Origin of the sequence: Bradyrhizobium sp. HKCCYLS3013, assembly GCF_051167615.1 — a bacterium.
Taxonomy (GTDB): Bacteria; Pseudomonadota; Alphaproteobacteria; order Rhizobiales; family Xanthobacteraceae; genus Bradyrhizobium.
In genome coordinates this window covers 608,781-621,869 of sequence record NZ_JBNPTK010000001.1, presented here as the reverse complement: position 1 = coordinate 621,869, position 13,089 = coordinate 608,781, and the positions used below count along the sequence as shown (strand labels likewise).

General features: G+C 65.6%; 12 protein-coding genes. 3 read left to right on the top strand and 9 right to left on the bottom strand.

What is annotated here, in order from left to right; all coding sequences use genetic code 11:
* Positions 1-216 precede the first annotated feature (216 nt).
* The 7 genes from ACQR1F_RS02880 to ACQR1F_RS02850 all read right to left on the bottom strand — a co-directional run bounded on the left by ACQR1F_RS02880 (position 217) and on the right by ACQR1F_RS02850 (position 8,951).
* Complete coding sequence (locus ACQR1F_RS02880; RefSeq protein ID WP_434912499.1) at positions 217-1,458, bottom strand: cysteine desulfurase; 1,242 nt, start codon at positions 1,456-1,458, stop codon at positions 217-219.
* Positions 1,459-1,461: 3 nt separating this feature from the next.
* Positions 1,462-2,787, bottom strand: a complete 1,326-nt coding sequence (gene sufD / locus ACQR1F_RS02875) for a Fe-S cluster assembly protein SufD (RefSeq protein WP_434912498.1) — start codon at positions 2,785-2,787, stop codon at positions 1,462-1,464.
* Positions 2,788-2,806: 19 nt separating this feature from the next.
* Positions 2,807-3,568 (bottom strand): Fe-S cluster assembly ATPase SufC, encoded by a 762-nt coding sequence (gene sufC, locus ACQR1F_RS02870; protein WP_315803701.1) that lies wholly within the window; start codon positions 3,566-3,568, stop codon positions 2,807-2,809.
* Between the two features lie 37 nt (positions 3,569-3,605).
* Positions 3,606-5,123, bottom strand: a complete 1,518-nt coding sequence (sufB, locus tag ACQR1F_RS02865; protein ID WP_434912497.1) for a Fe-S cluster assembly protein SufB — start codon at positions 5,121-5,123, stop codon at positions 3,606-3,608.
* 38 nt (positions 5,124-5,161) lie between these two features.
* Entirely contained in the window at positions 5,162-5,356 is a 195-nt protein-coding gene (locus ACQR1F_RS02860; protein WP_006609648.1) for a 4Fe-4S dicluster domain-containing protein, read from the bottom strand.
* 581 nt (positions 5,357-5,937) lie between these two features.
* Entirely contained in the window at positions 5,938-7,677 is a 1,740-nt protein-coding gene (nifA, locus tag ACQR1F_RS02855; RefSeq protein ID WP_315803703.1) for a nif-specific transcriptional activator NifA, read from the bottom strand.
* A gap of 425 nt (positions 7,678-8,102) precedes the next feature.
* Positions 8,103-8,951, bottom strand: coding sequence for an SDR family NAD(P)-dependent oxidoreductase (locus ACQR1F_RS02850; protein ID WP_434837715.1), 849 nt, complete (start codon positions 8,949-8,951; stop codon positions 8,103-8,105).
* Between the two features lie 397 nt (positions 8,952-9,348).
* Here ACQR1F_RS02850 and ACQR1F_RS02845 point away from each other — a divergent pair, with 397 nt between their 5' ends.
* The gene (locus tag ACQR1F_RS02845; RefSeq protein WP_315803705.1) at positions 9,349-10,215 is read left to right on the top strand and encodes a xanthine dehydrogenase; all 867 of its coding nucleotides are present in this window, start codon (positions 9,349-9,351) and stop codon (positions 10,213-10,215) included.
* 65 nt (positions 10,216-10,280) lie between these two features.
* On the top strand, positions 10,281-10,523 hold the full coding sequence (locus ACQR1F_RS02840) for a (2Fe-2S)-binding protein (protein WP_316179915.1): 243 nt from the start codon (positions 10,281-10,283) through the stop codon (positions 10,521-10,523).
* An 81-nt stretch (positions 10,524-10,604) separates the two neighbouring features.
* Here ACQR1F_RS02840 and ACQR1F_RS02835 read toward each other — a convergent pair whose 3' ends face one another.
* Together ACQR1F_RS02835 and ACQR1F_RS02830 are read right to left on the bottom strand one after the other, a co-directional pair.
* A complete protein-coding gene (locus tag ACQR1F_RS02835) occupies positions 10,605-10,760 on the bottom strand; it encodes a hypothetical protein (protein WP_315803707.1) in 156 nt (51 codons plus the stop codon).
* Between the two features lie 200 nt (positions 10,761-10,960).
* On the bottom strand, positions 10,961-12,307 hold the full coding sequence (locus ACQR1F_RS02830) for an ATP-binding protein (RefSeq protein WP_315803708.1): 1,347 nt from the start codon (positions 12,305-12,307) through the stop codon (positions 10,961-10,963).
* Positions 12,308-12,461: 154 nt separating this feature from the next.
* Between ACQR1F_RS02830 and ACQR1F_RS02825 the strand changes: the two genes are divergently transcribed.
* Positions 12,462-13,082, top strand: a complete 621-nt coding sequence (locus tag ACQR1F_RS02825) for a response regulator transcription factor (RefSeq protein WP_434912496.1) — start codon at positions 12,462-12,464, stop codon at positions 13,080-13,082.
* Positions 13,083-13,089: the final 7 nt, after the last annotated feature.

Below are 13,089 nucleotides of genomic sequence, written 5' to 3'. Positions count from 1 at the left end.
CCCTCTCCCCTTGTGCGAGAGGGTGGCACGCCTGAGCGCAGCGAAGGCGCGCCGGGTGAGGGGTTCTCTCGGCACGCTCAGACGGTCGTGGCTCGCGGAGATGCCCCCTCACCCAAGCGTGTCTGGAGCTGGCATCGGCGTAGCCCTCTCCCACAAGGGGCGAGAGCGCATTCACGAACACCGCTTCTTCGCAACGTTAGCGCCAGCAAGCCGATTCTACGCGAAAAACTCCTGCGCCTTCCTCAGCGCGCGCACGAGGACATCGACCTCTTCCCGCGTGTTGTACATCGCGAACGAGGCACGGCAGGTCGCCGTCACGCCGAAGCGTTCCAGCAGCGGCATGGCGCAATGGGTGCCGGCGCGGACCGCGACGCCGGAGCGGTCGATGACGGTGGCGAAGTCGTGGGCGTGGGCGCCCTGCATCTCGAACGAGACGATCGCGCCCTTGTCGGCGGCATTGCCGATGATGCGCAGCGAGTTGATCTCGCGCAGCTGCTCGGTGGCATAGGCGACGAGATCATGCTCGTGCGCCGCGATGCGCTGCTTGCCGATCGAGGCGACGTAATCGATCGCCGCGCCGAGCCCAGCCGCTTCAACGATCGGCGGCGTGCCGGCCTCGAAGCGATGCGGCGGGTCGCCATAGGTGACAAAGTCCCGCGAGACCTCGCGGATCATCTCGCCGCCGCCGTTGAACGGCGGCATCGCGGCCAGGAGCTCGCGCTTGCCGTAGAGCGCGCCAATGCCGGTCGGACCATAGATCTTGTGCCCGGTGACGCAGTAGAAGTCGGCGTCGAGATCGCGGACGTCGACCTCCATGTGCACGGCGGCCTGCGAGCCGTCGACCAGCACGGGAATGCCGCGGGCGTGCGCGATGCGGATGACCTCCTTGACCGGAACGACGGTGCCGAGCACGTTCGACATCTGTGTCATCGCCACCATCTTGGTGCGTGGCGTCAGAAGCTTCTCGAACTCGTCAAGCAGGAAGTTGCCATCGTCATCGACCGGCGCCCATTTGATGACAACACCCTGGCGCTCCCTGAGGAAATGCCAGGGAATGATATTGGCATGGTGCTCCATGATCGAGAGCACGATCTCGTCACCGGGCCCGATCCGCTCGCGCCCGAAGGTCTGCGCCACCAGATTCACCGCCTCGGTGGCGCCGCGCGTGAAGATGATCTGCTCCGGGCTCTCAGCATTGAGGAACGCCGCGACCTTGGCACGGGCGCCCTCATAGGCCTCGGTGGCGGCGTTGGCGAGATGATGCAGGCCGCGATGCACGTTGGCATATTCGGACGTATAGACCTGGTTCATCCGGTCGAGCACCGCCTGCGGCTTCTGCGCCGAGGCGGCGTTGTCGAGATAGACCAGCGGCTTGCCGTGCACCTGCATGCCGAGGATGGGAAAATCCGCCCGGATGCGGCCGACGTCGTAGCCGCTTCCCTGCACCGCTGCATGCATCATCTACTCCCGTCGTCCGAGCCAGCCCAGCATCGCCTCGGTCAGCGCCGCCCGCACGCTCTCATTGGCCGCGCCTTCGATGATCTCGCCGATGAAGGCCTGGATCAGCAGCGCCTTGGCCTCCTTGGGCGGAATGCCGCGCGCCATCAAGTAGAACAACAGCTCATCGTCGATGGCGCCGGTGGTCGTGCCGTGACCACACTGCACGTCGTCGGCGAAGATCTCGAGCTCCGGCTTGCTGTCGGCCTCGGCCTCGTCGGACAACAGCAGCGCCCGCGACATCATCTTGGCGTCGGTCTTCTGCGCGCCGGGGCTGACGGTGATCTTGCCCTGGAACACCGCGCGCGCGGTATCGCCGACGACGGCCTTGAAGGTCTCGCGGCTCTGGCCGTTCTCGGCGGCGTGCTCAATAGCGAGCGTGGCATCGGCATGCTGCGTGCCCGACAGCAGCGCGCCGCCGCGGATATCGGCGACGGTGCCCTCACCCGCAAGGCGGACGAACAGCTGATTGCGCACCAGGCCGCCGCCGGCAACGAAGCCGAGCTGGTTGAAGGTCGCGCGCGCGCCGATATTGGCGAGCAGCGAGCCGATATGCAGCGCGCTGTTGCCCTCGCTGACGACCTTGACGTGATCGATCCGCGCCTCGTCGCCGACGACGAGTTGCATTGCGGCGTTCACCTGATACTCGCTGCCGTCGGGTCCCTGATGCGTCTCGACGATGGTGGCGTTGGCGCCGGCACCGATATTGACCAGCGACCGCGTGAACATCGAGGTCGCGACCCAGTTGGTCGTGACGAAGGCGACATGGATCGGCCGGCTCAGCACGGTGCCCGGTGCGACCAGGATCACGACCCCATTGGCGGCCAGCGCGGTGTTGAGCGCCAGCGCCGGATCGTCGTCCGGCACCATCGGGCCGAGACGCTGCGACAGCAGCGGCTTGTCGGCGGCGAGCGCGTCGGCCATCGGCTGGATGGTGAGGCCAGTCTCGAGATCGGCGAGGTCCGACAGCTCGGGCACGAAGGCGCCGTCGACGACCATCAGCTTGCGAAAGCCGGCGCCGGCGAACAAGTCGCGCGCCTCGCGCGCCTTGGCCTTCGCAGCATCGTCCGGAAGCGAAGCGAGACGCTTCGCCTCCTTCATCTGCGTGCGAAGATCGGTGTAGCGCCAGGCTTCGACGCGCCGATGCGGCAGGCCGACCGCGTTGAAGCGGTCGAATGCGGCGGCGCGCACCGCCGTGATCTCCTCGCCACCCGGCAGATAGCGGCGGGCGCCCTGATACAGATCGGCCAGTCCGAGCTCGGCCTTGGTCTTGCGGATCGCGACGCCCATGCTCGTGCTCCTCGCGCTCTTACGCCGCTTCGCTCTGATACTGGGCGTAACCGGTCGCCTCGAGCTCGCGCGCGAGGTCCGCGGTCCCGGTGCGGACGATGCGCCCTGCCGCGAACACGTGGACGATGTCGGGCACGATGTAGTCGAGCAGCCGCTGATAATGGGTGATCACGATCATGCCGCGCTCAGCGGAGCGCAGCGCGTTGACGCCGTTGGCGACGACCTTCAGCGCATCGATGTCGAGACCGGAATCGGTTTCGTCGAGCACGCAGAGCGAGGGCTGCAGCAGCGCCATCTGCAGGGTCTCGTTGCGCTTCTTCTCGCCGCCGGAGAAGCCGACATTGAGCGGCCGCTTCAGCATGTCGGCGTCGATGTTCAGGGTCTTGGCGATCTCGCGCACGCGCTTGATCAGGTCGGGCGACGACAGCTCCTCCTCGCCGCGCGCCTTGCGCTGGGCATTGAAGGCGGCGCGCAGGAACGTCAGGGTGGCAACGCCGGGGATCTCCAGCGGGTATTGGAACGCGAGGAACACACCCTTGGCGGCGCGCTCGTCGGCCGCCATCGCCAGCAGGTCCTCGCCGTTGAGATAGACCTCACCGGCGGTGACCTCGTAGCCGGGCTTGCCGGCGAGCACGTAGGACAGCGTCGACTTGCCAGCACCGTTCGGCCCCATGATGGCGTGGATCTCGCCCTTGTTCACGGTCAGGTCCAGGCCCTGGATGATCTTCCGTCCGCCGGCGATCTCGGCGTGGAGTCCCTTGATTTCGAGCAGGGCCGTCATCGAACACTCCTTCTGATGTTGTCGCCGCGCGACGCCGTCATCCAACCGAACCTTCGAGCGAGATCGAGATCAGCTTCTGCGCCTCGACGGCGAATTCCATCGGCAATTGCTGCAGCACGTCCTTGACGAAGCCGTTGACGACGAGGCCGACCGCTTCCTCTTGGCTAAGACCGCGCTGGATGCAGTAGAACAGCACGTCCTCGGAGATCTTGGACGTGGTTGCCTCGTGCTCGAACACCGCCGAGGAATTCTTCGCCTCGATGTAGGGCACGGTGTGTGCGCCGCATTTGTCGCCGATCAAGAGCGAGTCGCAGGCGGTGAAGTTGCGCGCCCCCGACGCCTTGCGATGCGCGCTGACGAGGCCGCGATAGGTGTTCTGCGACTTTCCGGCGGCGATGGCCTTGGAGATGATCCGGCTCGACGTGTTCTTGCCGAGATGGATCATCTTGGTGCCGCTGTCGACCTGCTGGAAGCCGTTGGAGATCGCGATCGAGTAGAACTCGCCGCTGGAATTGTCGCCACGCAGGATGCAGCTCGGATATTTCCAGGTGATCGCCGATCCCGTCTCGACCTGGGTCCAGGAGATCTTGGAATTGGTGCCGCGGCAGTCGCCACGCTTGGTGACGAAATTGTAGATGCCGCCGACCCCTTCCGAATTGCCGGGGTACCAGTTCTGCACCGTCGAATATTTGATCTCGGCATCATCGAGCGCGACCAGCTCGACCACGGCGGCATGGAGCTGGTTCTCGTCGCGCTGCGGCGCGGTGCAGCCTTCGAGATAGGAGACGTAGGCGCCCTTGTCGGCGATGATCAGGGTGCGCTCGAACTGGCCGGTGTTGCGCTCGTTGATGCGGAAATAGGTCGACAGCTCCATCGGACAGCGCACGCCCGGCGGGATGTAGACGAACGAACCGTCGGAGAAGACCGCCGAATTGAGCGTGGCGAAATAATTGTCGGTGGTCGGCACCACCGTGCCGAGATATTTCTGCACGAGGTCCGGGTGCTCGCGCAGCGCCTCGGAGATCGGCATGAAGATCACGCCGGCCTTTTTCAGCTCCTCCTTGAAGGTCGTCGCCACCGACACCGAGTCGAACACGGCATCGACCGCGATCCTGCTGCGCGGCGCCGCGGCCTCGCCGTCGACATTGGTTTCCGCCGCCGCAGGCCGCTCGACGCCCTCCAGGATTTCGACCTCACGCAGGGGAATGCCGAGCTTTTCGTAGGTCTTCAGGATCTCCGCATCGATCTCGTCGAGCGAGGCCACCTTCTTCTTCGGCTTCGGCGCGGCGTAATAATAGAGATCCTGATAGTCGATCCTGGGATAGCCGACCCGCGCCCAGGTCGGCTCGGTCATGGTCAGCCAGCGGCGATAGGCCTCCAGCCGCCATTCCAGCATCCAGGCCGGCTCGTTCTTCTTGGCCGAGATGAAGCGGATGGTGTCTTCCGACAGCCCCTTCGGAGCCTTCTCGGATTCGATGACGGTCTCGAACCCGTAGCGATATTGATCGACGTCAATGCCCTTGACCCGATCAATGGTCTCCTGAACTGCTGCCATCGCTCACTCCGCTTGCAATGTTTCCGCCGCGGCCCGCGTCAGGCAGGGACGCAGGTGTCCGGCACCGGACAGACAGCAGCGCATTGCGGCGCGTCGAAATGGCCTTCGCACTCCGTGCACTTCTTCGGATCGATGATGTACATGTCGTTCTTGAGCCGAATGGCTGCGTTCGGGCACTCGAACTCGCATGCCCCGCAGACCGTGCATTGTGAGGCGATGATCTTGTAGGTCATGTGCAGCTCCCGCGATTCCTGCGACATCGAGCGATGTCATTCGCGCGTTATCTTTCAAGCGCCGTGCCAGAGAGCATTTGGTTGATTTCTAAGGAGGATTCTAAAGTTCGCCGGTCACGGCGAGCTGTCGCTCTCCCGACAGCATGTCGCAAGTGCGACAGGACGCGAGGTAAGCGGTAGTCTCCGAAATCGGTAAGCGGTAGTCTCCGAAATCGGACTGCCAACCGCGACGACGGTGCGCTCCCCTCCCCCTTGCGGGGAGGGGTCGGGGGTGTGGGTCCACGCGCACGCTGCATGTGATGCGCGCTGATGCTCTGTCGAGGACACCGGCCATCGTTGATACATCGAACCGCTGAGCAACCGAGCGTAAGCCGCGGCAAGACCTGCATAACGATCGAATGCACTCACAACGATTTGCGTTCGGAGACCCCCCAACCCCTCCCCGCAAGGGGGAGGGGAGCCGACCACCACCGTGGTTGAAAGCTCGACTCTCACGATGACTGCAGCGGTCGACCGCAGCATGCGCCCAAACAAAAGGGCGCGCCAGCCGCGCGCCCTTCAAAAAGCCGAAGCCAGGCCGCTCAGAACCGCTTGACCTCGATATTGTGCTTCTTCAGCGCGTAGCCGATCTGGCGCGGCGTCAGGCCGAGCAGGCGGGCGGCCTTGGCCTGGACCCAACCGGACCGCTCCATCGCCTGCACGATGCGGTCGCGTTCCGGCACAGCGCCGCCCTCCATGCTATCGGAATACTCGCCGTCATCGGCATCGATCGCCGGCAGCTCGACGGGAGCCTCGACCGGCGCCGACGTCCGCGGCAGGATCGGCAGCGGCACCATCGGCTGGCCGCGCGGCGGCGGAGGCGTCACCGTATTGCCCTTCCACAGGATCGCCGACATGCACTCGTTGCGACTACAGGCGAAGTCGTCCATGCCGATCGCCGAGCCCGTCGCCATGGTCGCGGTCCGCTGCACGCAGTTCTCCAGCTCGCGCACATTGCCAGGAAAGCCGCAATGCATCAGCACCTCGATGGCGCTGACGTCGAAGGTGAGATCGCGCTCGTTCTCGCAATTGAAGCGGCGCAGGAACTCGCGCGCCAACTGCGGAATGTCGCTGCGCCGCTCGCGCAACGGCGGCAATTTGATCGGCACCACGCTGATGCGGTAGTAGAGGTCGGCGCGGAACTCGTTGCGCGACACCGCCTCCTCGAGATTGCGGTTGGTGGCGGTGACGATGCGGACATCGACCTTGATGGTCTGGTTGCCGCCGACGCGCTCGAACTCCTGCTCCTGCAGCACGCGCAGCAGCTTGGCCTGGAACGCCGGGGAGATCTCGCCGATCTCGTCGAGGAACAATGTGCCCTTGTCGGCCAGTTCGAAGCGGCCCTTGCGAGCGTTGATCGCGCCCGTGAAGGCGCCCTTCTCGTGGCCGAACAGCTCCGACTCCAGCACCGTCTCCGGCAATGCGGCGCAGTTGATCTTGATGAACGGCCGCTTCGCGCGATTGGACAGTTCATGGATCGCCTTCGCCACCAGCTCCTTGCCGGTGCCGGATTCCCCGCGCAGCAGCACCGGCGCATTCGACTTGGCGACGACGTTGATCTTCTCCAGCAGCGCGCGCAGCGCCGGGCTGTCGCCGACGATGCCGTCGACCAGCACCCTCTTGCGATCCTTCGGCACCGGCTTCAGTTCCGAGAGCTCCTTCTGCAGCCGGTGGCTTTCCGCCATCAACCGCTCGCGGTCGCGCGCCACGACGCGATGCAGCTTGATGGTCTGGCCGATCAGATTGGCGACCATGGTCAGGAAGCGCACATCGGAATCCAGCCGGAAGACGGCGCGGCCGTCCCAGACCCGGTCGATCGTCAGGGTGCCGACGACGCGCTGGTCGATGCGGATGGGAACACCGAGGAAGGACACACGGGTGTCGGCGCCGGCGCCGAGCGTGGCCGCATCCGCATCGCTGAAGGCGGGATGATCGGCGACGTTCTCGGCGATCAGCGGCACGGCGGTGGCGACGATCTGGTCAATGGCCTTCTGCGGCAGGCGCTCGCGATAACGCTGGTCGCTGCCTTCGCTCCACCCGGCCCCGACTGCGAGATCGGGAATGCCGTCATCGGCGAGCAGCGACACCACGCCGTGGCGCATCTGCATGAAGGACTGCAACAGGTTGACGACGTTGGCGAGGGTGATCTCCAGCCGCGTCGGCGCGGCGAGAATTTTCGAGATTTCGAAAATTCCGGTCAGCGCGATCTCGCTGAGCGGGATCGGCGCGGCGTTGGACCTGACGTCCTGAGCTTCGACCTGACGTGTTTCCGTTTGGACCATCGTCGCTTCTCTGATCGTCACGAACGCCTTGGTGAAGCCGCCCGTGATTGTAGGTGTTCTAACATCCTCCCTTAACCGCAGATGATTGTCGTGCCTAACTTTGCTGCATTGCCGCAGAAGTAGTGTGCAACGGACAGATCAGAAAGGCTGCAGGCTTTTATGATGTTAACAAATTAGTTTGCACCCGTGACGATGCGTGCATTGCACGTCCGCCCGGGCGGCAAAGACGATGCGCCTGACGATTTCGCGTTGTCTTCTCGACATCTAGTATTCGCGTATTCGCCGGCATGTTTGCGACCGGGTCGCAACGGACAACACCTGAACACCAACTTTCCACGTCCGGCCCGCCGCTCGACTCCTTCGGCTGCCAGCCGCGGCATGACGCGTTCACATCCGCGTGTCGGCCGCGCGCGGCTGTGATCAACCTAGAGGTGCTGCCCCCCGTTGATCTGAATCTCCTCGCCGGTCACGTAGCTCGCCGCATCCGAGCACAAAAAGAACAGCACCTTGGCGACCTCTTCCGGCGCGCCGATCCGGCGCATCGGAATCAGCGGCGAGAACCGCGCCTCGGTCTCCGGCGACACCATCTCGGTCTTGATCTCGCCCGGCGCGATGGCGTTGACGCGGATGCCATGCGGCGCGAAGTCGTGCGCCATCTCACGGGTGAGGCAGGCGAGCGCCGCCTTCGAGGTCGCATAGGCTGTGCCCGCAAACGGATGGACGCGGGTGCCGACGATCGAGGTCACGTTGACGACCGCGCCCTGCCCGCGCTTCAGCTCCTCGAACAGCCCGCGCGCCAGCAGGATCGGTCCGAGAAAATTGACGTGAAAGACGGTCATCCAGGTTTCGACCGAGGTCGACAGCGAATCCAGCCGACCGCCGTCGCCGGCCTTCGGAGAGATCGCGGCATTGTTGATCAAGGCATGCAGCGGCGCGCCGTCGAGCCGCTGCTTGATGTCGGCAATCGCACGCGGGATCGCCTTGCGATCGCTGAGATCGACCTGGACGTGATTGTCGGGACCGGCGTCCCACGGACAGCGGCCGCCATCGAAAGGCTGGCGCGAGCAGGTGATGATGCGCCAGCCGGCGTCGGAGAACAGCTTTGCGGTCGCATGACCGATGCCGCGCGAGCCGCCGGTCAGCACGAGCGTTTTCTGCTCGGTGCGCGCGGGCCGCTCGGCGGCGGCCATGTCTCGATGGAACGGGCACGCCGTGATGGTCCCGGCCGCCTCGATGACGGGTTCGCGGACGTCCTGGTCGAGATCGAGGCTCACCTCATCCGTCCTGATCCTGCGCCGCAACGCCACCAGGACGCCGGCTACCGAGCTTCGGCTGCTGCCTTTGCCTCAGACGTGGTCTGGGCGCAGGCTCCGCGACGATCGGAAATACCAGTGGTATCGCCATGCTCCGGCTGTGCAGATTCCGGGCCAGCGAAAACAGCGGGCAAAGCAGCCTTTTCCTGTCGGGTTCGCGACAGATTGGCGGGTTCTGGACACATCTCGCGTCGGCTTTGGACCGCGTCCTTCGCAAGACCGTCAAAGCGCGATCGTTTTCAGAACGATGGCCGATGGTCCAACTCTTGCTCGACGGAACCGATCATTCGAACTGGAAGACCGCTTGTCAGTCGAACGACGGACAGCCACGAGACGCCAACAGCGTATGGACCAGGACATGGGGACGAATGCAGTGCGCTTCGCCGTGGTCCTCGGGACCAACGACGTCGCGTCGGCGATCGGCGTGCATCTGCATCGTGCCGGCTTCTGCGTGGTGCTGTCGCATGATCCCAATCCGCCGGTCATGCGCCGCAAGATGGCGTTTCACGACGCCCTGTTCGGCGACACGGTCCGCGTCGAGAACGTGACCGGCGAGCGCATCGAGAGCACGATGGAGGTGTTCAAGGCGCTCGGCAATCCCCGGCACGTCCTCGTCACCCCACTTGGATTGCTCGATCTCCTGCCGGTCCGTACCATCGACGTCCTGATCGACGCGCGGATGCAGAGGCGCGAAGTGACCCCGGACCTGCGCGGCATGACGCGGCTCTCGATCGGCATCGGTCCGGGTTTCTCGCCGTCGGCCAATTGCGATATCGCGATCGAGACCCGGCCGGACCGGGTCGGCCAGATCGTACGCCAGGGCTGGACGCTGGCAACGGATGATGTCGGCGCGCTCGTCGGCGTCGAGTGCCTGGTGCATTCGCCGCATGAGGGCCGATGGCATACTCCGATCGAGATCGGCACGCGCATCTACAAGGGCTTCGTGATCGGCCATCTCTCCGGCGCGCCGGTCACGGCCCCCCATGACGGCATCCTGCGCGGCATCGTCCGCGACGGCAGCGACCTGCCGGCCGGCATCGCGCTCGCCGAGATCGATCCACGCGGCCGTCATGCGCAGTGGACCGGGATCGATGCGCAGGGACAGGCACTCGCCCAGGCGACGCTGGCCGCCATGCGGCTGCATGTCGCGCACTGCATCAGGACGAGCGCGAGCCTGCCCGCGGACCTGCCCGCGGATCAGATCGTTTCGAACGATTCTGATTAGCCCGCGCCCTGCGCGCCGGCCTTGGCATCCCGGTTGCTTATCGTTTGCAGGAGCGAGCAACAGCCATGATCATCTGTTCCTGCAACGTCATCAGCGACACGGCCATTCGCGACGTCGTCACGGCGGCCGACATCACCTTCGGCTCGCCGGCGCAAGTGTATGATTGTCTCGGCTGCACGGTCCAATGCGGCCTCTGCTCGCGCTCGGTGAAACGGATTCTCGACGAGCGGCAGGCTGACACGGCCGTCGCGGCGGTGTGGCCGGTGCAGCCCGAGCCGGCGCCGTGCGCGATGATGTCCGCCGCGTAGCTCCGACACGGATTTGTCGGATGTCGGACAAAGGCGACAACGCCGAGCTGCACACGTCTATCCGCATCGCAGTCCGTCACCTCAATGCGTGTTGCTCTCGCTCCACGTCTCCAGGTCCTTGGCCGCCTCCGAGCGCTGCTCCTTCTCCGGCTTCTCGGCCCAGGGCTTGTCGGTCTGCTTCATCGAGCCCCAGTCGCTTTTCTGGCGCGGATCGTCCTTCGGCGTTTCCTTGCTCATCAGCTCGCTCCTTGTCCGCTCGCGCTCACCCGGCGGGATCCTCGGTGGCACGCCTCGACGGTGTGACCTGCGTGGCAATCATCGGGACGAGACGAAGTTCCAAGGCATGCTCGCCATAGGCGATCTGCCGCGGAGCTGCCGCCGCGTGCTCCGCGCTGCAAATTGCGAATAGCCGGTCGGATGGTTCGTTGCGGCCGGACTCACGCCGCGTCGGCCGGCACCATCGCCTCGATCGTGACGCCGGCGCCGGTGGAGGCCACCGTCAGGGTGCCCCCCAGCGCCAGCAGCCGCTCGCGCATGCCGGTGAGGCCGAAGCCGAGCTTGTGCTCCGGGCTGAACCCGCGGCCGTCGTCGCGGACGCGCACCCGCGTATAGCTGCGGCGATGGCCGGCCGTCGTCTGCTGCAGCGGCTCGATGGTGACGTCGACCGCGGTGGCCTCGGCGTGGCGGAACACGTTGGTCAGCGCCTCCTGCACCACCCGGTAGATCGTCAGCTCCGCCGTCTCGTTGCTGCGCACGACCGTGTCGGTGAAGCTGGTCTCGATCGCGACCTCCGGGCGCGACTCCCGCCACAGCCGCACCAATGCGCCGAGCGCCTCGCGCAAGCCAAGCTCGGCGAGGCCGACGGGCCGCAGCCGCTCCAGGATGCGGCGGTTGAACTGCTGCACGGCGTTGACCTGATCGAGGATCGCCTGGCCGTGCCGACGCATCGCGGCGACGTCGAGCGTCGCAGCCTCCGGCAATCGCATCAGCGCGCTGGCATGGGCGCGCAGCGCGAACAAATGCGGCCCGAACTCGTCATGCAGCTCGCGCGCGATTTCCTTGCGCTCGTGGTCCTGCAGCGACACCGTGCGCTCGGCGAGGCGGCGCTTCTCCTCCACCGCCTCGCCGAGCGCGCCGGCGAGATGGTTGAGCTTGGCGCAGAGCGCCGCGAGCTCGGGCGCGCCGCCCGGCTTGACGCGGGTATCGTAGGCGCCGGCCTCGATCCGGCTCATCGCGTCCGACAGATCCGAAAGCGGCGCCAGCGCGCGGCCGACCACGAGCATGGTGATCGCGAACAACGCCAGCCCGACCAGCGAGCCGACGACGAGCTGGGTGACGATGCCGTCCCAGATCTCCGCGATCTCGTCGTCGGGATGCGAGGTGATCACCAGCGAGTCACTTTGGCCGGCGACGATGACCGGCATGCTGACCGAGGTCTTGTCGGGATGCACCAGTGCGATGAACCACGCCGGTGCCGCGCGGCCGACGCCGGGAGAGGGCGGAGTCTGCGCCGGCATTCCCTGCCGTCTCACGCTGACGTGACGAAGCTGTCGGAGATCGCCGACGATCCGGTCCAGCCGCGCGTTCGGATCCGGCGCGTCGTTGACCTCGTCCATGATGGTCTCGACGAAGGCCCGCGTCAGGCGGATGACGCTCTGGTCCTCCGCCAGCACGCGCGGCGCCGCCTCCAGCACGAGACGGCCGATGTTGATGGCGAGGCCCAGCGTCAGCAGCAGCGCCAGCAGCACGTTGATGCGGGTCCGCAACGACCAATTCTGCCACATTCTCTCCGCCTCACCGCCACCGGGTTTCATGCGCACTCACATTGACAGACAAATCCGCCGGCGATCTAATTGCAACATCATGCAATACCGCGCAGCATGCATTAATGATGCATCGCAACAATGACGCGAGTTGGAAGTCCGGGACCCCAAGGCCATGCGCGTACTGATCGTCGATGACCATCCCATTGTGGCATCAGGCTGCCGGGCCCTGCTCTCGACCGATCCGGAGCTCGAGCTGATCGAAGCCGTGGACGCCGAGAGCGGCGAAGCCGGCTTCATCGCGCGCCGGCCGGACGTCTGCGTCGTCGACATCAACCTGCCGACCGTCTCCGGCTTCGAGCTGGCGCGGCGCATCCTCGCCCACGACGGCAATGCCCGGCTGATCATGTTCAGCATGAACGACGATCCGGTGTTCGCGGCGCGCGCCATCGACATCGGCGCCAAGGGCTACGTCTCCAAGAGCGGCGATCCGAACGATCTCGCCGAGGCGATCCGCGAGGTCGCCCGCGGCGGCAGCTATCTGCCGCCGGCGATCGCGCGCAGCATCGCGTTCGCGGGCGCCGCCGTCGCGCAGAGCCCGCTGGCGAAACTGACCTCGCGCGAGCTCGAGATCCTGCGCCTGCTCAGCGCCGGCAAGAGCCTGTCGGAGATTGCCTGGCTGATCCACTCGTCCTACAAGACCGTCGCCAACACCTCCTCGATCATCCGCCAGAAGCTCGGCGTGCGAACATCCGGCGAGCTGGTGCGTTTGGCGATCGAGAACGGCGTTGCTTGACTCGTCC

Bases quoted from the DNA above. Each gene is read 5' to 3' on its own strand.
- ACQR1F_RS02835 (WP_315803707.1), bottom strand. From the start codon at position 10,760: ATGAGCAAGGAAACGCCGAAGGACGATCCGCGCCAGAAAAGCGACTGG.
- sufB (WP_434912497.1), bottom strand. From the start codon at position 5,123: ATGGCAGCAGTTCAGGAGACCATTGATCGGGTCAAGGGCATTGACGTC.
- sufD (WP_434912498.1), bottom strand. From the start codon at position 2,787: ATGGGCGTCGCGATCCGCAAGACCAAGGCCGAGCTCGGACTGGCCGAT.
- ACQR1F_RS02880 (WP_434912499.1), bottom strand. From the start codon at position 1,458: ATGCATGCAGCGGTGCAGGGAAGCGGCTACGACGTCGGCCGCATCCGG.
- ACQR1F_RS02840 (WP_316179915.1), top strand. From the start codon at position 10,281: ATGATCATCTGTTCCTGCAACGTCATCAGCGACACGGCCATTCGCGAC.
- ACQR1F_RS02860 (WP_006609648.1), bottom strand. From the start codon at position 5,356: ATGACCTACAAGATCATCGCCTCACAATGCACGGTCTGCGGGGCATGC.
- ACQR1F_RS02845 (WP_315803705.1), top strand. From the start codon at position 9,349: ATGGGGACGAATGCAGTGCGCTTCGCCGTGGTCCTCGGGACCAACGAC.
- nifA (WP_315803703.1), bottom strand. From the start codon at position 7,677: ATGGTCCAAACGGAAACACGTCAGGTCGAAGCTCAGGACGTCAGGTCC.
- sufC (WP_315803701.1), bottom strand. From the start codon at position 3,568: ATGACGGCCCTGCTCGAAATCAAGGGACTCCACGCCGAGATCGCCGGC.
- ACQR1F_RS02825 (WP_434912496.1), top strand. From the start codon at position 12,462: ATGCGCGTACTGATCGTCGATGACCATCCCATTGTGGCATCAGGCTGC.
- ACQR1F_RS02830 (WP_315803708.1), bottom strand. From the start codon at position 12,307: ATGTGGCAGAATTGGTCGTTGCGGACCCGCATCAACGTGCTGCTGGCG.